Source organism: Achromobacter sp. JD417 (assembly GCF_041879325.1).
GTDB lineage: Bacteria > Pseudomonadota > Gammaproteobacteria > Burkholderiales > Burkholderiaceae_B > Achromobacter > Achromobacter mucicolens.
The window spans coordinates 3,498,523-3,521,702 of the sequence record NZ_CP087159.1 but is presented as its reverse complement, the minus strand read 5'-3'; the positions used below and the strand labels follow the sequence as shown (position 1 = coordinate 3,521,702).

Sequence of the window (23,180 nt, the reverse complement as noted above, 5' to 3'; positions counted from 1 at the left end):
ATTCACGTCATTGTGGTGCGCGCGCTGGCCCCCCGCAAAGGAAGTATGCGCATAGGATATTCCAAACTGGAATAGGTGCTGTTGCGCGGTCAGCGGCTTGAAAGCAGCCAGGTTCTAGGTGATGCCTGCGTATTGCCGCGTCTGTATGTTCAGCGCCTGGCCTTGGGCGATGACCCACTCGCAAAACGCTTCACAGTAAGGGCCGCCCACGTTGGGACGAGGCTGCATCAGGTGATAGCCGTAGCGGCCTTCGACGGCCTCGCCAAAGGGCCGCACCAGGCGTCCCGACTCCAGATGCTCCAGCACCATGCACAGCGGCATGATGCCCGCGCCCAAACCATTGAGCACCGCCGGCAGCAGGATCGAAAAGCCTTCGTATTCCGCCGCGGTGGCGGGGGGGCCGGACCACAACGGAGCGACGTCGGCCCGCCACTCGTCCCAGCCATAGCCGCGCTGGGCGCGCTTGAGCAACGGCAATCGCGCGATGTCGTCCACGCACTTGACCGGATGGCGCTTGATCACCGAAGGTGCGGCCACCAACGCCATTTCGCGGCCGCACAGATACTGCGCGCTCATGCCCGACACATATCCCGTGTGAAGCTGGATCTCCGCGTCGAATCGTTCAGAGCGGTCGCGGCCATGCAGCAGGCGAGGGCGGATATTGACGCGGATCTCAGGGTGCAATTCAAAGAACTCGGCCAGCCTGGGCAGCAGGAAAAACTGCGCAAACGACGGCGAGACCGCCACGTTCAGTGCGACGCGCGACGCGGGGTTGGCGACCAGCGCGTCAGCCTCGTCGATGAGCCGCACCGCCGCGCTGATGCGCTCCAGGTAAAGGGCGCCCGCGTACGTCAGCCGCAGCCCCGCAGGCATACGCTTGAAGAGCGCGGTGCCCAATCGGCCCTCCAACGCCGCCACGTGTTTGCTGACCGCGCTTTGCGTCAGGCTAAGCGCCTCGGCCGCGCGGCTGAAGTTCAGCGTTTCGGCGGCGGTGAGGAAGATGCGCAGCGAAGACAGGGAGTTGCGGGAGCCTTTCATGGGGAAGCGGGGCGTGATGGTAGGGTGGCGCTACTGTACTGCGTGCGCACTTCACACCATAGTCAGGGGTAATCAATTCGCCAGACCAGCTCGAGGTGATTTTCTCCATTGCGCGGGAGTCACGCCAAGATGCTGCTTGAACACGCGTTGAAACGCCGCGTCCGACTGATAACCCACGCGCTCGGCGATGCCGCCGATGGATTCGCCACTTTCGCGCAAGAGTTGTGCAGCCTTTGACATGCGTATGTCCGTCAGATACTCCGTTGCTGAACAATCCAGCGCTTCCTGGAAATGCCTGACAAAAGTGGCGCGGGACATATTGCAAAGGGCAGCCAGGTCAGGGAGTGTCCAGGCTTGTCCCGGCGCTTGAAACATCTGATTCAAGGCCGGCGCCAAGCGCGGGTTGTTGGTTAAAGCAAGCAATCCAGATGCGGCTTGTTCGGCTTTTGCCGCATGTCTCAATGCGACTGCCATCAGCGCAGTGGACAAGGCGTTAAGGATGGCGAGACCGCCTAGCTGCTCATTCATTGACTCATTGCGGATTAGACCGATCAGGTTATTGAGCTCGGTGCTCCGGTCGGCCTGCTTATCCGGATTGGTGTTGACGATCAGAGCAGGAGGCAGATGCTTGCGCATGAGTCTGTCATAGGGTTGCTTCAGCATGAAGCGTCCACACAACATGTCCATCTTGGCACCCGGCCCATGATTTTCGCCGATCGTGATGTTGGCGAGACTGCGCTTTTTGATCGGCAGCGGCGCCTTGCCACTTCCGTCATGCAGGACATGCGGGCCACCGTCAACCGCCATGAAGATCGTCCCTGCCTCAAGAAGCTGCGGCGGCTGATCTGGAAGTTCAAGCACGGCACTGCCGCTCAGTATCACGTGATAGGGAATCTCGTCGGCAGGCGCCTGTTCAAACGTCTCGCGCCACGGGGCACCAAACAAGCAGCGCACCTCCAGGCGTCCTCTCACTGTCACGATATCCAGCAGGTTGCTGAGCCAGTCGGTATTGGTCATGTTCGCGAATTCAGCGCTTTCAGGTGTGTGAGACGAATGAGCATATTGTTGAGCATCGCTCGTCTTCAGCAACGTGGTTTAGAGAAATACAGTGACTACTCCCATCTTCGCTCTCAAAGGAGTTAGTCATGTCCCGAATCGTTACCCCTCCGGTTGAGTCTGCCTCTGGAGCCACTGCAGAACTCTTTTCCCAGATCAGCAAGGCGGCTGGTCGCGTCCCGAATGCCTACGCGGCCATCGGCGCACACAACCCTGCCGCCCTGAAAGCCATCCTGCAGGCGGACAATGTGCCCGGCACGTTGAGCAGACAGGAAAAGGAAGTCATCAAGCTGGCCGTCAGCTCGGCATCGGGTTGCGATTACTGCCAAGCCGCGCATTTTCTGGTTGGCAAGCTGGCAGGCGTTCCGCAAGCGACGTTGAAGCAGGTCATTGCAGATCAATCTACCGGAAACGTGCGTTTCGATGCGCTTACCCGCTTTGTTCGCAAGCTCGCAAGCAACCCTGGCACGCTTCCCGAAGAGGCCTTTACCGATACCAAGTCCGCCGGATTCAGCGATGCCGAAATCGTTGAAATTGGCCTGGTCGTCTCTGTGATCACATTCACCAATATCTTCAATCGCGTGAACGATACGGCAATCGATTTTCCAGAAATTCCGTAATCGCGGCGCGCGGAAAACACGCCGGGAACACTTTTCCGGCGTGTTGGAATCAGTTGATATAAACGTTGTCGCGCTTGCCGCGGGCCCGCAAGACCAAAGCCTTCGGCGTGACGCCATGCGACCGCATGAATGCGCGACGCATGCGCTCTTCATCGCCAAATCCCGTCAGCGAGGCAATACGGCTTACTGATGCATGGCCCTGATCAATGAGCGTCTCGGCAGCCTCGATTCTTAGCTTTTCAATCGCCTTCGCGGGAGCCATGCCTGTTTGCATTTGAAAAATCCGGCTGAAATGACGGGGACTCCAATGCACGTGTTCCGCCAGATCCTCGACGCTCAGGTCTTTGCTCAGGTTCTCCTTCGCAAATCTTAGGGCTTCCTTGACTCGATCAGAGCTAGGTTCCATTTCCGCCATCGCTGAGAACTGCGACTGGCCACCCGTACGGCGGTGGTAGACGACCATGAGGCGCGATATGGTCTTGGCGATTTCCACGCCCAGGTCAGCCTCGACCAGCGCCAACGACAAGTCGATGCACGCTGTCACACCGGCCGATGACCACATGTCGCCATCCTTGACGAAGATCTTGTCCTCATCAACCTGAATTTCGGGATTTTGCTCCTGCAGAAGTCTTCCGAAGTACCAGTGCGTAGTAGCCCGCTTACCGTTCAGCAGGCCAGTCTTGGCGAGGATGAAGGCACCTGTACAGATGCTTGCCACGCGCCGGGTCGCTCCGGCTGCCTGCCGAATTTTATCGGTCAGGTCAGGTGTCGCATTGGGAATGCTAGTCGCACCTGCGATGAGTAGCGTGTCATAGCTTCCCCAACCTATCGCCTCGGTGCCGACAACGACGCCGGTCGAACTTTCAATGAGTCCACCCGAGACCGATAAGGCAGCGAATTCGTACACCACGTCTTTCTGCAAGCCGTTTGCAAATTCGAAAACGGTGAGGGCAGCCAAATCCAGAGCTTGGAAGCCCGGATAGACGACCAGGCCGATGCGCTTGATCATGGAAGTCCTTAAATGCGTTTTTTTGATTGTTGGAGACATTGCCACCAAAGCTCTGCATTGTCAATTGTTGCTTATTAAACAGTCACTTAAGGTCGTGTCTTTTATGTCTCGTCGTCAGTGATGGCAGAAATTGCGTGTTTGTTGTCTGAAATGTCTTTTCCGCTGGAAGCACAATGGCTCCATCGCATCAACAACGCAACGCAGCACATCAACCAAGGAGCTTGACCATGACTGACAAAACCGCACTTATCACTGGCGCGTCTTCCGGAATCGGCGCCGTCTATGCCGATCGACTGGCTCGTCGGGGCTTCGACCTGATCCTGGTGGCCCGCAACCAGGATCGCCTGAGCGCGGTCGCAGAACGGATCTCGACCGCCACCGGGCGCAACGTGCAAACCGTCAACGCTGATCTGGGCAGCAACGAGGGAGTGGCGCGAGTCGAAACCATTCTGGCCAATGGCGGCATCGACCTGCTGCTCAACAACGCCGGCTTCGGCGCGGTGACGCCGCTTGCGCAGAGCGATATTGGCGAGATGGTCAAGATGATCGACCTCAACGTCACAGCCCTTACTCGCCTGACCTATGCCGCCGCGCCCGTCTTCATCAAGCAAGGTGGCGGCACCATCATCAACATCGCTTCCATCGCAGCCATCGGCCCGGAAATCCTGAACGGCGTGTACGGCGGCACCAAGGCGTATGTCCTGGCGCTTACACAATCCCTGCATCATGAATTGGCAGCCAAGGGCTTGCGCATTCAGGCCGTATTGCCAGGCGCCACCGCGACTGAATTCTGGGACGTGGCAGGACTGCCGCACAGCAACCTTCCGGGCGAGATCGTCATGCGCACGGAGGACATGGTCGACGCCGCTCTGGCCGGCCTTGATATCGGGGAGGTCGTGACCATTCCCCCACTGCAAGACGGCGCGGATTGGGACAACTTCGAAGCCGCTCGCAAGCAACTTTCCAACCGCTTTGGCCACTCGTCGCCGGGCGCACGTTACTTGGTCAAGTGATTCCGCCTCGCTGCAGAACCCGGTGCGCGCGCTCCCATTTCTTCGTCTGGCGCACGGACTGACCGCCAGATGGTGGCGGCTGGCCGAGGGGGATCGATTCGTTCACTAGCCGCCCATCCCGGTCTCGCCGTGACCTACTCTCTTCGGTTTCTGGGAGAAGACCATTACGGGCCGCTCGATCTGTATTGCGTTTGTCGCGGGCTCGGCACTGGTGCAGATGCTGCCGTCCCTGCCCGATACTTTCGTGCTATGGCTCGTGGCCGCGGGGGGCGCCGCTTCATGCGCCGCATGGGCGCGCGCGGGCAACCGTTCCTGCCGTGTACTTGCGGCCCTCGGGCTAGGGCTTTCGGCCGGCCTGATCAATGCGACGCTGCAAGCGCAGCAACGGTTGGACGATGGGCTTGCCGACGCGCATCAGGATCAGGTGTCGCGGCTGGTGCTGCGCGTGGCCGCATTGCCCGATGGCGACGCGAAGCGTCAGCGCTTCCTGGCTGAGGTGATGCCGCCCGCTCGTCCCGGCATTCCCTCGCACGTCCAGGTCACCTGGCAGGCTGGCGCGGGGTCCAACCAAGCCGTGCCGCAGGTGCTGCCCGGGCAAGTGTGGCGGATGGCGCTGGTGCTGCGGCGGCCGCACGGATTGCTTAATCCCGCGGGGCCGGATGTGGAGGGGCGCATGTTTGCCAACGGCATTCGCGCCACGGGAACCGTGCGCGGGCAGCCCGTCCTGCTGGACGATCGGCCGTGGGCCACGCCCGGCATTGCCATCGAACGTGCCCGGCATCTCGTGCGCGAGGGCATGCGCGCGGCGTTGGGCGAGCATCGCTACGCGCCGGTGCTGATTGCGTTGGCGATTGGGGATCAGGCTGGCGTGGCGCGCGACGACTGGCGGATCTTCAACCGCAGCGGCATCACGCATCTGGTGTCGATCAGCGGCATGCACGTGACATCGATTGCCGGTATCTCGGGCTTGCTGGCGTCGTCGCTTTGGCGGCGTGTGCGGTGGCGGGGTGTGGGCCTTGCCGAGCGGATGCCTGCGCGCGTGGCCGGCGGGACGGTCGCGGCGGTGGTTGCGTTGCTGTATTGCCTGCTGGCGGGCTGGGGCGTACCCGCACGCCGCACGTTTTTCATGCTGCTGGTGGTGTTGGGGGCGGCGTTGTCGCGGCTGCCTTTGTCGGGCGATCGGGTCCTGGCCTGCGCGGCGGCGGCGGTGGTGGCGCTGGACCCGTGGGCCCCGATGTCTGCGGGCTTCTGGTTGTCGTTCGGCGCGGTGGCGGTGCTGTTGCGCATCGTGGCCGCGCCGATCGATGTGGACGCCAGTTGGCGCGCGCGATGCGCGGCCCGGCTGCGGCAGGCCGCGCACGTGCAGCTGATGGTCACGGTAGGACTGATGCCGCTCTTGGCCTTTCTGGTGCATCAGGTGTCGCTGGGGTCGCCGTTTGCCAATGCCGTCGCCATTCCGTCGGTGACGTTCATCGTGACGCCGCTGGCGTTGCTGTGCGCGGCGCTGTCGTCCGTGCCCGGCGCCGAGGCGCTGGCGGCGTTGGCCGGGCAAGCCGGGCTGGCCGCGTTCGACCTGACCATGACGCCGGTTGCGTGGGTCGGCAATGCAAGCTGGTCGAGCGTGCCGGTTGCCGCGGCCGGCTGGCCATGGCTGCTGCTGGCGGTGGCGGGCATGATCTGGGCGCTGCAGGCGAAGGGTTGGCCTGGTCGGCACCTTGGGTGGTTCTGCATGCTGCCGTTGCTGTTCTGGCGGCCCGACAAGCCTGAGCCGGGCCATTGGCGCATGAGCGCGATGGACGTGGGGCAGGGCAGCGCCATCCTGGTGGAAACGGCGACTCAGTCGTTGCTGTTTGACGCGGGCCCGCGCAGCTACGGCGGCAGCGATGCGGGCGAACGGGTCGTCGCGCCATTTCTGCAAGCGCGGGGGATCGGGCGGCTGGATGTGCTGGTGCTGTCGCATGCCGACATGGATCATGTGGGCGGCACGCGCGCGGTGCTGGGGGCGGTGCCGGTGGGGCGAAGTTATACATCCTTCGATTTGCCCGCTTATCTACGGCGCGACGCAAGGTTGTGGCCCGACGTAGGCAATGCCGAACCGGTGTTGCCCGATACGATGGCGCGGTGCGAACGTGGACTGGGGTGGGAAGCGGACGGGGTGGTGTTCACCTTCCTGCATCCGGGGCCGTCAGAACGCAGCGCGAAGGTGGAGGACCGCAATGCCGACAGTTGCGTGCTGCGCGTGGAGGGGGAAAGCCATTCTCTGTTGCTGACAGGGGACGTAGGCGTGGCGCAGGAGCGGGACATGGTGGCGCAGGGGCTTGCCAGTGCCGATGTGGTGCTGGCGCCGCATCACGGGTCAGGATCGTCGTCGGGGCATGACCTGGTGAACGCGACGCAGGCCGTCCATGCCATTGCGCAGGCTGGGCACCTGAACCGGTTCCGCCACCCGGCACGGGCGGTGGAGCTGCGTTGGAGCCGGGCGGGCGCCAGCTTCTGGCGTAGCGACCGGGACGGCGCCGTGATGGCGGCGTCGCTGCCGGATGTGTTGGAAGTGTGGGGACAGCGCGAGCGTGCGAGACGGTATTGGCATGGTCGTTAGCCCCCCACGTCAGAACGCGTGGGCCGGGGGTCAGACCTTGCCGGCCGCCAACTCGTCAAACAGCCGATCCCCACCCATCTGCCCGCCCTTGAGCATCAGCTCAGCGCCATCCGTCACCGGATCGTCGCTGCGCGCAACGCTGACGGTCACGCCGGGCGCCAGCACGCAGCGAAACGCCAATCCCCACAGTCCCAAGGCAAGCGTTGCCTGGCTGGACGTGTCGCCACCGGCAATCCCAATGCGGTTCAGCCGGTGACCGGCCTGGGCGCTGGCGCGCACGATGTCCGCGACCAGGCGCGCCGTGGCGCGGGCGGTGGCGGCGGTCTGGTCTGCGTTGACGGCGCCAGCAGGTTTGTCGGTATGCACCAGCACGTTGCGGCCCTGGGCCAGTGTGGCGGCGGCCAATGCGACCTGTTGCGCGGCGTAGTCGTCATCCGCCAGCAGCCGTTCGACTTGCAGCGCTTGGCGCGTATAGGTTTCGCACGCGGCGATCTGCCGGGCAGTGACGGGCGACAGGCTGCCCGCGACGACCAGCACCGGGCCATTGGCAGGGCTCAGTGGCGTCGCAGGTGCGGCCCCCGAAAGTCCCGCGGGCCGAGCGCGGGCCAGCGCTTGTTGCACGCTGCTGGGGCCGACGGCCAAGAGGGGGGCGCGGGAAGCGGCGCGTTGAATCAAACGGCCGATGACGGGGAGCTGCGATTCGTCCACCAGATCCAGCAGCAGCGGACCATCGGTGCTGTCGATGACCTGATCGATCCAGGCATCGAGCGCGGCTGAGTGCGCGGCGGTGGCATCGGCTGTGGCTGCAGCCGTTTTCGCATCTGGTTCCAAGGCCGAAGGGTAGGCCGTGTGCGGCACCGAGCGGATGCCCGCCAAACCCTGCGCCTCCAGGTGCAATCGCAAATCCGCCTCGTGCATGGGTGTCACGGGATGCACGCTCATCACGGGATGGCGATCAATGCGATGAACCTCCGGCGCAGAACCTGCACGCGCAAAGAGGTTGCCAAAGCTGCAATAGCGGCCAATGCTGGGCTGCCCACCCACGATCGGCACGATGGAATTCGCAAAATGCCGACGCAATTCGCGCACCGCCACCCCAATGCTGCCGACGTGCGGCGCGCTGTCAAAGGTGGAACAGCATTTGTAGTGCAGCACGCGCGCGCCGGTGCCTGCCATGAATGCACCGACCGCCCGCAGCTCGTCCGTCATCTCCGCAGGCGCCATGCCGCGGGCCGCGCCCGCGATGCCGATGGCATCCAATGGCCCGGCACGTTCCAGTTGCGCGGAAGAAGGCACGCTCAGAAAAAGCAGGCTGCGCAGCCCGGCGCGAGCGACCTCGGCCAACGTGTCGGTGGCGCCGGTGAAGTCGTCGCCATACCAGCACACCTGCGGCGCGGCGCCGCCAATCATGCGCGGCTTCCAAAGAATTCCAGCGCGCGCTGCAGTTCAGGTGCGTTGCGGGCGTAGTCTTGCTGGGTCTGGTTGTCGCGCACGGCGTGCCAGGCCTGGCGGATGCTTTGCACGCCGGCGGCGGGGCCGTCGGGGTGGGCCAGGATGCCGCCGCCCGACATGAAGAGCAGGTCGTCGCTGCGCACGGCGGCCCAGGTGGCGGGCACGGTGCCGGCCCATTGGCCGGACGAGAACGCGGGCATGACGGCGTCGTCGATGCCCGGGGTCAGCGACGCCAGGCAGTCGCGGGCCGAGTCGACGACCTCGCTGTCTTCCTGCGAGAACTTGCCTTGCAGGCCGTGCACGTGCATGTGGTCCACGCCCGCCAGCCGCCACAGCGTCTGGTAGGCCTGAAAGCCGATACCCAGCAGCGGGTGGCGCGACAGCGCGCCGAAACCGTTGCGGTGGCCGTGCAGCGCCAGCGGCGTGCTGCGGCGCAGGGTCTGGATGGCCGAATAGCCGCACCAGTTCAGGCTGGCCATGACGCAGGTGCCGCCTTCGCGTTCGATCAGGTCGGCGTGGCGGCGCATGGCGTCGGTTTCGTCGGTGATGTTGAAAGCCACCATCACGTTGCGACCGGTGCGTTCGCGGTGCGCGCGCACCACGGCCATCACGGCCGCGACGCGTTGGGCGAGCGGGGCGTGGGCCGGGTTGGCGCACACCTCGTCGTCCTTGATGAAGTCCACGCCGGCCGCGCAAAGCTGGGCCACCAGATGCGCGGTCTGTTCGGGCGAGAGGCCGACGTTGGGCTTGATGATGGTGCCGACCAGCGGCCCCTTGTCCACGCCGGTCAGCGCGCGCGTGCCGGCAATGCCGACCTGCGGCAGGTCGAATTGTGCGCGATAGTTGGCGGGCAGTTCCATGCTTTCGAGCCGCAAGCCGGTGACCTCGCCCAGGTCGTACAGATTGCCGCCGACGGTGGCCGCCAGCGTGGGCAGGTTGGCACCCACGTTGGCGACGGGAAACGCGATGCGAATCCGCGCGCGCTGGAATTTGCCGGGCATGCCGCCCGCCTGGCGCGCCAGATAGGCGTTGGGCAGGCTGGGCGCGTCGATGGTTTCCAGCGTTTCGATCGATTCGATCCGGGCGCGCGCGCGGGCGCGCAGCTCGTCGGTTTCCCCCTGAACGCGCGTGAAGGTGCCGCAGGACTGCTCGCCGGCCATGACTTCCGCGACCTTGGCGGGGTCGACGGGGGTTTCAATCAGGTAGGTGGCGGTAAACGATTGGGAATTCATGGTGGCGGTGTGCGGCAGGGGCGTATCAGAGGCGGCTCAGGTCGGGGAAGGCGCGGACGGGGTCCTTGCCGTCCCAGTTCACCGAGCTTTCGCGGATCAGGTCGAAGAGGCGGCCCTTGGGGCCGGCGACTTCGGAGAGCTCGATGACGGTGCCGGGGTGGTATTCGGTGTCGAAATAGATGAAGCGGCCCTTTTCGCCGACTTCGCCGCTCATCTTGGGCTTGAAGCCCTGCGCCAGCAGGCGCTCCAGATCGGCGTCGTAGCTTTCGGTCCAGTAGGCGACGTGTTGCAGACCGGTGCGGCCGGCCTGCAGGAAGTCGCGGTACATGGACGGCACGTCGTTGCGGGTCTGGATCAGTTCGACCTGCACGTAGCCGGAGTTGGCCAGCGCGACGGAATTGTGGGGGTCGTGACGTTGGCCGTCGTATTCATAGTTCACGATCGGCACGCGGGGGTTGTAGTACCAGGGGCCCACGCCGAGCTTGGTGCTCCAGTAGTCCATGGCGGCTTCGATGTCGTGCACGACATAACCGAGTTGGCGGATCTCGCCCAGAAAACGACTCATGATGGATCTTTTTAAAAGGGGTGGCTGAGGGACGGGAAGGGCGCGGCCCGCGAGGGGCCGCGTCGCGTCACAGGAAACCGATGGAGAACCAGGGGAAGGCGGCCACGACGATCAGGCCGATCAGCAGCGCGCCGATGTAGCCCCAGATCGGGCGGATGCCTTCGTTGGGATCGACGCGGCTGATGGCGCAGGCGCCGTAGTAGCCGACACCGAAGGGCGGGGCGAACAGGCCAATGCCCATCGCAAAGATCACGACCATCGCGTAGTGGACCTCGTGCACGCCAGCCTGCACCGCGATCGGGAACAGCAGGGGACCGAACAGCACGATGGCGGGGATGCCTTCCAGCACGCTGCCCAGGATGATGAAGGCCACGATGGACACCGCCAGGAAGCCGTAACTGCCGCCGGGCATGCCCGCCATCAGCTTGGCCAGGTCGCCCGAGAAGCCCGATTGGGTCAGCGCCCACGCCATGGCGGTCGCGCAGCCCACGATCAGCATGATGGCGCCGGACAGGGACGCGGTCTCGATCAGCATGGGCTTGACGCGCGCCCAGTCGAAGCAGCGGTAGATCAACAGGCCCACGACGGCGGAGTACACGATGCCGATGGTGGAGACCTCGGTGGCGGTCGCCACGCCTTCGACGACGGCGGCGCGGATCACGAAGGGCAGGGCCACGGCGGGCAGCGCGATCATGAAGAAGCGGCCGATCTCCTTGAAGGTGAAGCGCTGCACAAGGCTCAGGTCTTCCTTGCGGTAGCGCCACCAGACCACGGTGCACAGGGCCAGGCCCAGCACCACGGCGGGCAGCAGGCCGCCCGTGAACAGCGCGGCAATCGACACGCCCGTCACCGAACCGATGGTGATGAGCACGATGGACGGCGGAATTGTTTCGGTCTGCGCGCCGGTGGCCGACAGCAGGGCGACTAGGTCACCGGGCTTGGCGCCGCGCTTTTTCATTTCGGGGAACAGCACGGGCGCGATGGCCGCCATGTCGGCGATCTTGGAACCCGAGATGCCGGACACCAGGTACATGGCGCCGATCAGCACGTAGGACAGCCCGCCGCGAACGTGGCCGAGCAGGCTGGCCAGGAACTGGATCATGGCGCGCGCCATGCCCGTCATTTCGATGAGCGAACCCAGGAAGATGAAGAGCGGCACCGCCAGCAGCATCAGGTGCGACATGCCTTCGTCCAGCCGGCCCACCATGACGACCATCGGCGTGTTGGTGGTCAGCGCCAGATACGAGAACGTGGCAAGCGCGAAGGAGAACGCGATCGGCACGCCCGAAAACACGGTGGCGGCGACGATGCCCACGAAGAAGATCACCAGGTTCAGCTTGCCCAGCCCCGAAAAGAGCGGCTGCGCCATCCAGAATATGCCGACGACGGCGGCCACGCCGGCCAGCGCCATCGCGACCTGCGGCAGCGGCTGCGTGCGCAATAGGCGCAGCAGCGCGATGATGCCCATCAGGCCCATGCCGACCGGGATGGCGGCGGCGCGCCAGGCGTTGCTCAGCTCCAGCGCGGGGGTGATGATGAAATGCTCTTCGTGCGCATATTCGATGGCGGGCGCCAGGATCAGCACCAGAAAGGCCAGCGATGCCGCCAGCGCCGCGGTTTCCAGCTGCGCCCGGCGTGCCGGGCTGACGTTGTTCACCAGCGCCGTCATGCGCATGTGTTCGCCGCGCCGCAGGGCCACGACGGCGCCCAGCATGGACAGCCAGAGGAACAGGATGGAGGCAAGTTCATCGGACCAGACCAGCGGGCTATGGAACACGTAGCGCGACACCACGCCGGCAAACAGGACGATGATCTCGACCAGCACGATGGCTGCGGCAACGTGTTCGACCACGGTGCCCAGCACGGTGTCGAGCGCGCCGGCCGCCCGGCGCAGGGGATTGGCCGGCAGCGCAGGCGCCGCGGCGTGGGGAGCGGACAGGGAGGCCATGACGCGCGACCTCAGGCCAGCTTGCCGACGGACTGCTCCAGGAGGCCCCAGGCCTCATTGCCGAAGCGGCCCTGCCATTCCTTGTAGAAGCCCGCGGTGCGCAGTTGCTCGCGGAAGCTATCGGCCGACGGCTGGTTGAACACCAGGCCCTTGGATTCCAGGTCGGACTGCACCGAGGCGTTGAGCTTCTTGATGTCTTCGCGCTGCGCGAGGCCGGCTTCGTTGATGCCGCGCGCGACGACCGTCTTCAGGTCGGCGGGCAGGCCTTCCCACATGCGGCCGTTGGCGATGAACCAGTAGCCGTCCCAGATGTGCTTGGTCAGCGAGCAGTACTTCTGCACTTCGTACAGCTTGGCGACCTGGATGATCGGCAGCGGGTTTTCCTGCGCGTCCACCACCTTGGTCTGCAGCGACGAATAGACCTCGCTGAACTGCAGGCTGGCAGGCGCGGCGCCCAGGCCCTTGAACATGGAGATCGGCAGCGAGCTCACGGGCACGCGGATCTTCAGGCCGTCCATGTCGGCGGCGGTATTGACCGGGCCCTTGCTGCTGGTGGTCTGGCGAAAGCCGTTGTCCCACATCTTTTCAAAGGCATAGAGCTTGCGCTGCGCGATGGCCGCGCGCACGTGGGCGCCCAGCGCGCCGTCCATGGCATTCCAGACCTGGTCGTAGTCCTTGAACGCGAAGCCGACCGCGTTGATGGCGGCCACCGGCACCAGCGTGGCAATCACCAGGGCGGACGGCGTGAAGAAGTCGATGCCGCCGGAACGCACCTGGGCCAGCATGTCGGTGTCGCCGCCAAGCTGGTTGTTCGGGAAGATCTTGATGTCGACGCGGCCGTTGCTTTCCTTGAGGATGCGTTCGGCCGCTTCCTGCGCGCGGATGTTCAGCGGATGCGTCACCGGCAGATTGTTGCCGTACTTGAGCGAGTAATCGGCGGCGCGGGCGATCAGCGGAAAGCCGGTGCCGGCGACGGCAAGGGCGGGGACCGCGCAAAGGCGGCGCAGGGCACTGCGGCGTGTAAGCAGCTTCATGGTTGTCTCCGTTGTCGTGCTTATGATGTTTTTTGATGTGCCACAAAACCGCCTAAGCCGTGCGGCAGAGTGGACAATAGTGAATAGGCGGTATCATCGTCAAATCTTATTCATGATGGTTTTTGATGTGAATAAAACCGCATCCTCCCGCGGACTTGCCCGCCTGGCCGATGTGGCCGCCCGCGCCGGCGTGTCCACTGCCACCGCCGACCGCGTGCTCAATCGCCGTCCGGGCGTTCGCCCGGCGACCGCGCAAAAGGTCTTCAAGGCGGCCATCGATCTGGACTATCTGCCGGACGAAGCCGCGTACGCGGCGGCCGCGCCCGAGCCCATGCGGCTGGTGTTCCTGCTGCCGCGCGGCAGCAACCGTTATTTGCGCATGCTGGGCGACACCGTCAACTTTGCGCACGAGCACTTTGCGCCGCTGAACGCCAAGTGCCACGTCGAGTACGTGGAAAGCTTCAATCCGGACGCACTGGCGCAGGCGCTGGCCAAGCACGGCAAGCGCGCCGACGGAATCGCATTCATGGCGCTGGAACATCCGGTGGTGCGCGAGGCGGTGAATGCGCTGGCGCAGCAGGGCGTGCCCACGGTGACGCTGATTTCCGACATCGCCAACAGCGCCCGCACGGCGTACGTGGGGTTGGACAACCGCGCGGCGGGGCGCACGGCCGGCTACCTGATCGCGCGCTTCATCGGCCTGCGCGCGGCGCACGTCGCGCTGATCGCGGGATCGCGGCACTACCGCGCCCATGAAGAGCGCGAAAGCGGTTTTCTGCAGCTGTATGCCGAGCAGTTCCAGGCGATGCAGGTGGTGGATCTGCGCGAAGGCTATGACGATGCGCAGCGCAACTACGAGCAGACGCGCCAGCTGCTGGAGCAGTATCCGCAGCTTGCCGGCATCTACAACATTGGCGGCGCATCGGACGGCGTGGCCCGGGCGTTGAAAGAGGCAGGGCTGCAGCACCGGGTGGTTTTCATCGGGCACGGGTTGACGCCCGACACGCGTGCCCTCCTGATCGACGGCACGATGGACGCCGTCATCACGCAAAGCCCCATGGAAGCGCTGATGAGCTGCGTGCGCATTTTCAGCAATTTGCGGGATAAACGCAGCGCGATGAACGGGGTTGAATTGGCGCGCAGCCAGGTGATATTTCGGGAGAACTTGCCGTAGGGGCTGCTGCGCGGGTCGGCGGGTGTCTCAGGTGCGCCGGTGTCTGACACCCTTGGGGCACATCCGTGGTGCGGCGACCGTTTCTCCAGGGTGTCAGACACCTAGTCTTTACACCTAGTCTTTACACGTCGGATTCACGCGCGCCTGCATTTGCGCCGATCGGCGAGTCGCGGGCGTATGATTTCGGCTATGGGCTCGCACCCAGTGCGGCAGCGGCGGGGCATGCCGCTGCCTACTTCAACTGAAGGTTCCTCTATAACGGTTGCCCGGCGCCCGCCGGACGACAGCCGGGAGGGCGCTGCGCCATGGACCACACAGCCGGCCGCCGGGAAGCTCCCGCCTCTTGCGAGGCGGGGTTTGCCATGCGCTTACCGGCGGGTAATCACGATTTCCATGTATTCGCTGGGCACCACCACCGCCGAATCGCCGGACCGGTTGAAGCGGTCGATCTGGGCCGTGATGTCGGCCGTCAGCGCCGTCTGCGCCGCGGGGTCCAGCGCGCCGAACGCCTTGAGCAACGGGCCGTAGTAGGTCTTGAAGACCTGCATCCAGTGCTCGGGCGAGCGGTAGCGGAACACGAAGTGACGCGCCTCGCACGTGATCGATGCGGCCTGCGGCCCGAACATTTCTTCGATGCGCGCCTTGGTTCCCCACAACGCGGGGGATTTGACGCCGGCGGGCGGGGGCAGGTGCTTGCCGATGGTCTTGAAGATCTGGCCGATGAAGCCGTCGGGCGTCCAGTTCGCGAGGCCGATCTTGCCCCGGTGCTTGCACACGCGCATCAGCTCGGCGGCGGCCTTGTCCTGGTCGGGCGTGAACATGACGCCGAAGGTCGACATCACGACATCGAACGACGCGTCCGGGAACGGCAGCGCCTCGGCGTCGGCCTCCTGGAATTCGACCTTCAGGCGCTCCGCGGCGGCGCGTTCGCGGCCGCGGCTCAGCAGCGCGGGCACATAGTCGGTCGAGGTCACGTCGCACCAGCGGCGGGCGGCGGCCAGTGTCGCATTGCCGTTGCCGGCGGCGACGTCCAGCACTTTCTGGCCGGCGCGGACATCAAGGGCTTCGCAAAGCTGTTCTCCTACGATCTGCAGCGTGGTGCCGACGACGGCGTAGTCCCCGGAGGACCAGGTGCCTTGCTGGCGGGTCTTCAAGGCAGCCAGGTCGGGCTGTGCGGTGTCGCGCACGTCACTGGTGGCAAGGGAGGAAATGGACATGGTGAGTCTCCGTTAGTGCGTGGGGTGCGCGACGGCGTCCGTGGCCAGCGCGCCGGGGTGATGCAACCAGCGCCGCGACGATGTTCGCGTGCCGTGCGCCCCGGAAACAACGATAGGAACGGGACGTGGAGGCGGGCGTGGTAGCGGGCGTGGAATCCGGCGTGGATTCGTCCGGCGTGGATTCGTCCGGCGCGGGCATCCACGTGCACATGCTGGGTCCGATGCGCATCAGCCGGGGCGGCGTCCCGCTTGCGCTGCCGCCGTCGCGCAAGCTGCGGGCGCTGATCGCGTACCTGGCGCTGGCCCCGAACGCCGTGATGCGTTCGCACCTGTGCGAACTGCTGTGGGACATTCCGAACGATCCCCGCGGCGAACTGCGCTGGTGCCTGAGCAAGGCGCGGGGCCTGCTGGACGAGCCCGGCCGCCGCCGGATCGAGACGATGCAGGACGCCGTGCGCCTGGACCTGTCCGACTGTCGTGTGGACGTCATCGACATCGGGGCGGCCATGCAGGCGGGTATACGCAAGGCCAGCCCGGAGCGTCTGCGCTCGCTTGCGGCCATGTTCGCGGGCGACTTTCTGGAAGGGCTGGAGATTGGCCGCAGCCCGTTCTTTCACAGCTGGCTGACCGCGCAGCGGCGGCGGCTGCGGGCCTGCCACACGGCCGTGCTGGCGCATCAGGCCGTTCTCCTGCCCGAGGGGTCGGAGGAACGGTTTGCCTGCCTGGACACGTGGCTCGCGCTCGTGCCGTTCGATCCGCAAGCCCATGAACTGAAGCTGGACGCCTTGGGACTGCGCGGGCAATGGCGTGAAGGCGAGGAGCATCTGGCCGCGGCCGTGCGCGCCTTCGAAGCCGAGGGGCTGGATGGGCGGCCGCTGCGCGAGGCGTGGCGCGATGTGCGCGCCCGGCGGGCGGGCGGCGGCCCGTCATCGGTTCCAGCGTTGAGTCCGGCCCCGGCAGGCGCCGCAGCGCCGATGAAACCTGCCCCATTGCCGGAAGCGTTTGCGGCCCGGATCGCGCCACAGGACGTGGCCGACACGGATTTGCCAACGCGTCCGGCCGACGCGCTGCCGTACCGGCGCGGACGGGCATCGATCGCCGTCATGCCGTTCGTGGACCGGTCGGCGCAAGCGGGCGTCCGGGGCGGGCTGGCGGACGGGCTGGCCTTTGACGTCATCGCGCGGCTGGCAAAGCTGCGCAGCCTGTTCGTCATCGCGCAGGGCACCGTGTTTGCCCTGGACCAACGCAGCGTGGGACCGGAGGAGGCCGGGCGCACGCTCAACGTGGACTACGTGGTCAGCGGTTCGCTGCGGCGCCATGAGCACCGCCTGGCGGTGGACGTGCAGCTCGTCGAATCCCGCACCGCGCGTATCGTCTGGGCGGACGTGCTTGACCATCCGTTCGACGACGCCTTGCTGGCGCTGGACGAGATCGGCAACCGGATCGTGGCGTCGGTCGACATCGAGATCGAGGCCGCCGAGCGCAACCGCGCCATCCTGACGCCGCCCAATTCGCTGGACGCCTGGCAGGCGCATCATCGCGGCCTGTGGCATATGTACCGGTTCAATCGCACTGACAACGAACAGGCGCGGCACTTTTTCGAGATGGCGGTGCGGCTGGACCCGACGTTCTCGCGCGCCTACGCGGGCTTGTCCTTCACGCATTGGCAGACGGCGTTCCAGCGCTGGGGCGAGCAGGAGGCGGCCATCGATCAGGCATTCGAGTCGGCTGGGCAAAGCCTGATCGCCGATGACCGGGATCCCGCGGCGCATTGGGCGATGGGGCGTGCGCTGTGGCTGCGCGGCAGCCAGGACCAGTCGGTGAGCGAGTTGCGGATCGCCGTGGACCTGAGTCCGAATTTCGCGCTGGCGCATTACACGTTGGGGTTTGTCGATTGCCAGATGGGCGATGCCGAAGCGGCCATCGGCGCCTCAGACCATTCGCGTCACCTCAGCCCCTTCGATCCGCTGCTCTTCGGCATGCTGGCCGTGCGTGCGCTGGCGTTGGTGCGGCTGGGCCGGATCGACGAGGCGGCGGGGTGGGCGGTCAAGGCGGCCGCCCGGCCCAACGCGCACGTGCACATCCTGGCAATTGCGGCGTGCTGCCTGGCGCTGGCTGGCAGGACGGACGAGGCGCTGGGATTTCTGCCGGCGATCCGCAAAGCGCAGCCGTCGTACCGCGTAGAAGACTTTCTGGCCTCGTTCCGGCTGGAGCCCGACACGCAGGCTCTTTTCCGACAGGGCGCGCGGCGGATCGGTATCGGATAACGTCGACGCGGCGTTCCGAATTCACCACGCCTCAAAAGATTCCCCTTGCAAAGTAACTGCCTAGGCAGCTAATATCCCGTTCATTGATTTCAACCGCGACGCGCCAGACCCATCATGAGCAACGCAACGCCTTCCGTGCTGGACGAACTGTGCACCGGCGAACTGGGTTTCCTGGTGACCTCCGTGCGCAACGGCATTCTGGATGCGCTGGACCGCGAACTGGCGCCGCTGCAGATCACGGTTCAGCAGTACGTCGTGCTCAATTGCATCGTCAAGGGGTGGGGCCGCACGCTCAGCGACTTCTGCCGCGTGCTGTCGTATGACTCGGGCGCGATGACCCGGCTGCTGGATCGGATCGTGGCCAAGGGCTTTATCCGCCGCGTCGAAAACGAAGCCGACCGCCGCAGCTCGCTGATCGAGCTGACCGAGCAGGGCAAGGCGGCGTTTCCGCAGGCGCGCCAGGCCACCGAAATCGCGTTTCGCCAGTTGCTGGATGGTTTTTCGGAAGCTGAAGCGCAGGTGCTGCACAAGCTGCTGTCTCGCATCCTGATCAACGCGCGGGCGGAGTAGGTTTTCCGCCGGCGATTTTTTTTATCCATTTATCTGCCTAGGCATATACAGCCTGGGCATATTAAAAGCTCTCTCGACCATGCAAGCGCCTATCTTGTTTCTTCATTGCCTCCCGCGCCTGTGGCGCAGTGCAGGCCTCGTCCTGGCTGCGTCTGTTCTGGCCGGATGTGCAAGCACGGGCGGTCTGCACACCCAATCGTCGATCGACAGCGCGAACGGGCTGGCAGTCAGCGCATCCTTGCAAGGATCGCCCGTCTCGCCGGCTGCGTGGCCGACGCAGGCGTGGTGGGAGACCTTCGGCGACGCGCAGTTGAACCAGCTTGTGCAGGCTGCGCTGGCCGAACAGCCCAGCCTGCGGGCGGCGGCGGCGCGGGTGCGGCAGGCCGACGCGTTGGCCAGCGTCGCGGGGGCGCCGTTGTCGCCGCAAGGAAACTTGAGTGGCCGCGCGACGCGCCAACGCTTCAGCGAGCACAGCACCACGCCGCAGCCGCTGGCCGGCGCGTGGGATTGGACGGCGGACCTGCAGGCGGGCGTGGGCTACGAGATCGATTTCTGGGGCAAGAACCGGGCGGCGCTGGACGCGGCGCTGCAACGCGCGCAGGCCGCCGAGGTGGACCTGCATGCCGCCGAGCTGATGCTCACGACCTCGCTGGTCCGCGCGTATCTGAAACTTGACGCTGCCTACCAGCTGCGCGATCTGGCCGAAGAGACGCTGCGTCAACGCGAGACCACGCTAACGTTGACGCAGCGCCGCGTCGACGCGCAGCTGGATTCACGTCTGGACATGACACAGGCCGAAGCCGCGCTGCCCGCCACGCGCGAGCGCATTGCCGCGTTGAACGAACAGATTGCGCTGACGCGCAATCAGGTCGCCGCCCTGGTGGGCCGGGGCCCCGACGCGGGCATCCAGCTGGGGCGGCCAGCGCTGCGCGGGCGTTTTGCCGAGGCGATCCCGACGACGGTGCCTGCAGAATTGATCGGCCGCCGGCCCGACGTGGTGGCGCAGCGCTGGCGCGCCGAAGCAGCCGGCGCCGAGATCAAGGCCGCTCGCGCGCAGTTCTATCCCAACGTGAGCCTGACCGCGTTTGCCGGCTTGCAGAGCCTGGGGCTATCGGACCTGTTAAACGCCGGCAGCCGCGTGTTGGGCATTGGCCCGGCGGTGTCGCTGCCGGTCTTTGACGGTGGCCGGCTGCGCGGCAACCTGGGCGCGCGCCAGGCGGAATACGACGCGGCGGTCGAACAGTACAACGGCACGCTGGTCACGGCGCTGCATGACGTGGTGGACCAGCTGGTGTCCCTGCGGTGGCAGGCTGAACGCTCGGCCCAGCAGCGCGAGGCGCTGCGGCTGACGCAGCAGGCCTACGACATGGCGTCCGCGCGCTACCGGAGCGGCGTGGGCAGCTACCTGCAGGTGCTGTCCGCCGAAGGCCAGGTGCTGCAGCAAAAGCAGCTGCTGATCGAACTGGACACGCGCAACCGCACGCTGCATCTGGAACTCATCCGCGCGCTGGGCGGCGGGTATCTGCCCGGCGCATCCGGGACGCCCGCGACGGCCGATTCCGGCGCGGTGACGCACACCCGCTCATAAGCCGCCATCCCGCCCGATCATCCTTCTCTCAACGCTTGCAAGCCATGAACACCGAAGCCGTCCCAAATTCTCCATCCCCCTCATCCCGGCCGCGCAACGCCTTCGCCCGCGAGGTGGCCGCCGGCGGCGCGGCAATCCTGGCGGTCGCGCTGCTGGCGAGCGCGTATGCCGCGCATGCAGACGGCCGCTGGGTGTCGACGGAAGACGCTTATGTCGAAGGCAACGTCGTGCAGGTGACGCCGCAGGTGGGCGGGGTAGTGACCGCGATCCGCGCGGACAACACCGACAGGGTCGAACCGGGGGCTGTGCTGATCGAGCTGAATGGGGTGGACGCGCAACTGGCGCTGGACGCGGCGCGCGCCAATCTGGCGCGCAGCGTGCGGCAGGTGCGCGGCCAGTTCGCGATGGCCGGGCAGGACCGCGCTACGGTGGCGCTGCGCAAGGTGGACCTGGCCCGCGCCGAGGAAGACGTGGCGCGCCGGTCGGCGCTGGCCAAGATCGGCGCCATTCCGGGAGAGGAACTGGTGCACGCGCAGCAGGCCGTGCGCACCGCGCGCGCCGCGCTGGCGGTCGCCAGCGAACAGCTCAAGCGCAACCATGCGCTGATCGACGGCACCACGGTCGAATCGCACCCGGACGTGCAGGCCGCGGCCGTGCAGTTGCGCAACGCCAGCGTGGCCATTGCGCGCACGAAAGTCGTCGCGCCGGTGGGCGGGGTGGTGACCAAGCGCGGCGTGCAGGTCGGGCAGCGCGTGGCCGCTGGCGCGCCGCTGATGTCGGTGGTGCCGCTGGACCAGCTGTGGGTCACGGCGAACCTGAAGGAATCGCAACTGCGCAATGTGCGTATTGGCCAGCCTGTCCGGCTGACGACCGACTTGTATGGCGATGGCGTGGTCTATCACGGCCGCGTGCTCGGCCAGGACGCCGGCACCGGCAGCGCCTTCTCGCTGCTGCCCGCGCAAAATGCCACCGGCAACTGGATCAAGGTGGTGCAGCGCGTACCGGTGCGGATTGCGCTGGACCCGGCGGAGGTGGCGGCGCAACCGCTGCAACTGGGCCTGTCGATGCGGGTCGAGGTGGACACCGAGACGCGCGACGGCAAACGGCTGGTTGCGGCGCAAGGAGAACCGCAGGTCTACACGACGGCCGTGTATGCCGACGAGCTGGCCCAGGCCGACGCGCAGGTGCGCGCCATCATCGACGCCAACCGCTGAGCCCGCGCATCATGTCCCCACCGAAACCTCCGGTCGCGCTGCTGCTGGTCATCGGCGCCCTGACGTTCATCGATTTTCTGCAGAACGGCATGGCGACGTTTGGCGCGGCGCCCATCATGGGCGAAATCGGCGCCAGTCCCGAGGAATACACGCATATCGCGCTCATCTACGCCTGCGTGGCGGTGATGATGATCGCGTTGCAGGGGTGGCTTACGCATCGGCTGGGCCTGCGCGCCTACCTGCTGGCGTCATTGGCCGCGGCAGGCGCGGGGGCCGGGGTGTGCGCGCTGGCGCAGGATCCGGCGCAATTTCTGCTGGGCCGCGTCCTGATGGCGGCGGGCTGCGCGGCGATGCTCACGTCGTCGCGGCTGACGGTCAACCTGATTCCGCCCAGTCCGGCTCGATTTCTGGGCATCAAGGCCTTGGCGACGGGGCTGTGCGTGGGCACGGCGCTGGCGCCCTGGCTGGCTGCGATGGCGGTCGAGCACGACGGCTGGCCGTTGATGTTCTGGCTGATCGCGGCGCTGTCGTTGCTGGCGATGGCGCCGGTGATGCTGGTCATGCCGGGCCGCGAGGCGGGGTCGGTGCTGTCCGGCAACGTGCGCCTCGCGCCGATCGCCGCGCTGGGCGCGGGCAGTTTCCTGGTGCTGCATGCCTTGCAGCGCGCCTACTACGACTTCTTCAGCGAGTTCGCATGGTTGGCGCTGTCCGCGGCGGCGGGCGTGGCCGCGCTGGGCTACTTTGTGTGGTCCGAAACGCGCAACGGCGCGCCGCTGCTGCGGCTGGGCGGCATGAAGGAAGTGCGTTTCCTTTGCGGGCTGGGCCTGTTCATGGCCTGCTATGTGATGCTGGGCGCCAATGGCTATCTGGTGCCGCTGATGCTGCAACGCGGGCTGGGACAGACCTGGATGACGGCGGGCGAGTTCTTTGCGATGGGACTGGGGGCGGGGGTCATGACCTGGGTCGTGATGTCGCAATTGCTGCCGCGCTGGCCGTCGCCGCGCAAGTTCTTCGTGACCGGCTTTCTGGCGCTGGCTGCGTTCGGCGTGTTGATGTCGCGTCTGACTCCCACTGCCAACCTGTGGACCGATGTGCTGCCGGCGCTGGCCTGCTATGGCGTCTTCATCATGATGCTCATGCCCACGACCGCGATGCAGACCTTTACCGGCTTGACGGGCGATCCCGCGGTGTTCGCCCATGCCCAGCAGGTCAAGAACATGCTGGCGCAGGTTGGCCAGGCGCTGGGCATCATGTTGGCCACCGTCGGCCAGCAGTGGTTCACGTCGCGGCACTACACGGTGCTTCTGACGGGCATCGCGACCGGCAACGCGCATTTCGAAGCGGTGATGGCGCAGCTATCCGCCCACTTTGCGGCGGTGGCGGGGCCGGGGCAGGCCCAGCAGCTTGCCACGGCGCGGATCGCGCAGTTGCTGAACGAGCAGGCGGCGCTGCTGGCCAGCCTGGACCATTTCCGGGTGGTGGCGGGCGTGGCGCTGGCGGCAGCAGCCGTCAGCCTGGTGCAGCGGGTGTTCCGCTAGCGTGTGTTCCGCTGGGCCGTATTCAGCTGGGGCGGCTGCCGCAAAC

Annotated in this window: 18 protein-coding genes; 9 read left to right on the top strand and 9 right to left on the bottom strand. The window is 65.9% G+C overall.

The window, feature by feature from the left end; all coding sequences use genetic code 11:
* Nucleotides 1–114 precede the first annotated feature (114 nt).
* Both LN047_RS16195 and LN047_RS16190 read right to left on the bottom strand, forming a co-directional pair.
* Nucleotides 115–1,038: a LysR substrate-binding domain-containing protein gene (locus LN047_RS16195; RefSeq protein ID WP_373979579.1), complete on the bottom strand. Its 924-nt coding sequence runs from the start codon at nt 1,036–1,038 to the stop codon at nt 115–117.
* 72 nt (nt 1,039–1,110) lie between these two features.
* The gene (locus tag LN047_RS16190; RefSeq protein WP_373979578.1) at nt 1,111–2,055 is read right to left on the bottom strand and encodes a cupin domain-containing protein; all 945 of its coding nucleotides are present in this window, start codon (nt 2,053–2,055) and stop codon (nt 1,111–1,113) included.
* A 128-nt stretch (nt 2,056–2,183) separates the two neighbouring features.
* On the opposite strand from LN047_RS16190, the gene LN047_RS16185 reads away from it, so the two are divergent.
* Nucleotides 2,184–2,714 (top strand): carboxymuconolactone decarboxylase family protein, encoded by a 531-nt coding sequence (locus LN047_RS16185; protein WP_373979577.1) that lies wholly within the window; start codon nt 2,184–2,186, stop codon nt 2,712–2,714.
* A gap of 49 nt (nt 2,715–2,763) precedes the next feature.
* On the opposite strand, the gene LN047_RS16180 is transcribed toward LN047_RS16185, so the two are convergent.
* On the bottom strand, nt 2,764–3,723 hold the full coding sequence (locus LN047_RS16180; RefSeq protein WP_373979576.1) for a GlxA family transcriptional regulator: 960 nt from the start codon (nt 3,721–3,723) through the stop codon (nt 2,764–2,766).
* Nucleotides 3,724–3,950: 227 nt separating this feature from the next.
* On the opposite strand from LN047_RS16180, the gene LN047_RS16175 reads away from it, so the two are divergent.
* Both LN047_RS16175 and LN047_RS16170 read left to right on the top strand, forming a co-directional pair.
* On the top strand, nt 3,951–4,736 hold the full coding sequence (locus tag LN047_RS16175; RefSeq protein ID WP_373979575.1) for an SDR family NAD(P)-dependent oxidoreductase: 786 nt from the start codon (nt 3,951–3,953) through the stop codon (nt 4,734–4,736).
* A 217-nt stretch (nt 4,737–4,953) separates the two neighbouring features.
* On the top strand, nt 4,954–7,335 hold the full coding sequence (locus tag LN047_RS16170) for a DNA internalization-related competence protein ComEC/Rec2 (RefSeq protein ID WP_373979573.1): 2,382 nt from the start codon (nt 4,954–4,956) through the stop codon (nt 7,333–7,335).
* Nucleotides 7,336–7,365: 30 nt separating this feature from the next.
* On the opposite strand, the gene LN047_RS16165 is transcribed toward LN047_RS16170, so the two are convergent.
* From LN047_RS16165 to LN047_RS16145, 5 genes are all read right to left on the bottom strand, one after another.
* On the bottom strand, nt 7,366–8,745 hold the full coding sequence (locus LN047_RS16165) for a four-carbon acid sugar kinase family protein (RefSeq protein WP_373979572.1): 1,380 nt from the start codon (nt 8,743–8,745) through the stop codon (nt 7,366–7,368).
* Nucleotides 8,742–10,019: a ribulose-bisphosphate carboxylase large subunit family protein gene (locus tag LN047_RS16160; protein WP_373979571.1), complete on the bottom strand. Its 1,278-nt coding sequence runs from the start codon at nt 10,017–10,019 to the stop codon at nt 8,742–8,744. Before LN047_RS16160 ends, LN047_RS16165 begins: the two co-directional genes overlap by 4 nt.
* A gap of 25 nt (nt 10,020–10,044) precedes the next feature.
* Nucleotides 10,045–10,584: a VOC family protein gene (locus LN047_RS16155; RefSeq protein ID WP_223575941.1), complete on the bottom strand. Its 540-nt coding sequence runs from the start codon at nt 10,582–10,584 to the stop codon at nt 10,045–10,047.
* 67 nt (nt 10,585–10,651) lie between these two features.
* On the bottom strand, nt 10,652–12,532 hold the full coding sequence (locus LN047_RS16150; protein ID WP_062840771.1) for a TRAP transporter large permease subunit: 1,881 nt from the start codon (nt 12,530–12,532) through the stop codon (nt 10,652–10,654).
* Nucleotides 12,533–12,543: 11 nt separating this feature from the next.
* Entirely contained in the window at nt 12,544–13,566 is a 1,023-nt protein-coding gene (locus LN047_RS16145) for a TRAP transporter substrate-binding protein (RefSeq protein ID WP_062840772.1), read from the bottom strand.
* Nucleotides 13,567–13,678: 112 nt separating this feature from the next.
* Between LN047_RS16145 and LN047_RS16140 the strand changes: the two genes are divergently transcribed.
* Nucleotides 13,679–14,740, top strand: a complete 1,062-nt coding sequence (locus tag LN047_RS16140) for a LacI family DNA-binding transcriptional regulator (protein ID WP_180098507.1) — start codon at nt 13,679–13,681, stop codon at nt 14,738–14,740.
* A gap of 368 nt (nt 14,741–15,108) precedes the next feature.
* On the opposite strand, the gene LN047_RS16135 is transcribed toward LN047_RS16140, so the two are convergent.
* Nucleotides 15,109–15,957, bottom strand: coding sequence for a class I SAM-dependent methyltransferase (locus tag LN047_RS16135; protein WP_373979570.1), 849 nt, complete (start codon nt 15,955–15,957; stop codon nt 15,109–15,111).
* A gap of 125 nt (nt 15,958–16,082) precedes the next feature.
* Here LN047_RS16135 and LN047_RS16130 point away from each other — a divergent pair, with 125 nt between their 5' ends.
* The 5 genes from LN047_RS16130 to LN047_RS16110 all read left to right on the top strand — a co-directional run bounded on the left by LN047_RS16130 (nt 16,083) and on the right by LN047_RS16110 (nt 23,134).
* Complete coding sequence (locus LN047_RS16130; RefSeq protein ID WP_373979569.1) at nt 16,083–18,224, top strand: transcriptional regulator; 2,142 nt, start codon at nt 16,083–16,085, stop codon at nt 18,222–18,224.
* A 114-nt stretch (nt 18,225–18,338) separates the two neighbouring features.
* Nucleotides 18,339–18,794 carry a MarR family winged helix-turn-helix transcriptional regulator gene (locus tag LN047_RS16125; protein WP_063955708.1) on the top strand — a complete coding sequence of 152 codons (456 nt, stop codon included), beginning with the start codon at nt 18,339–18,341 and terminating at the stop codon, nt 18,792–18,794.
* A gap of 79 nt (nt 18,795–18,873) precedes the next feature.
* Nucleotides 18,874–20,382: an efflux transporter outer membrane subunit gene (locus LN047_RS16120; protein ID WP_373979567.1), complete on the top strand. Its 1,509-nt coding sequence runs from the start codon at nt 18,874–18,876 to the stop codon at nt 20,380–20,382.
* A 44-nt stretch (nt 20,383–20,426) separates the two neighbouring features.
* Nucleotides 20,427–21,596, top strand: a complete 1,170-nt coding sequence (locus LN047_RS16115) for an efflux RND transporter periplasmic adaptor subunit (protein ID WP_373979566.1) — start codon at nt 20,427–20,429, stop codon at nt 21,594–21,596.
* An 11-nt stretch (nt 21,597–21,607) separates the two neighbouring features.
* The gene (locus LN047_RS16110) at nt 21,608–23,134 is read left to right on the top strand and encodes an MFS transporter (protein ID WP_373979565.1); all 1,527 of its coding nucleotides are present in this window, start codon (nt 21,608–21,610) and stop codon (nt 23,132–23,134) included.
* Nucleotides 23,135–23,180 lie beyond the last annotated feature (46 nt).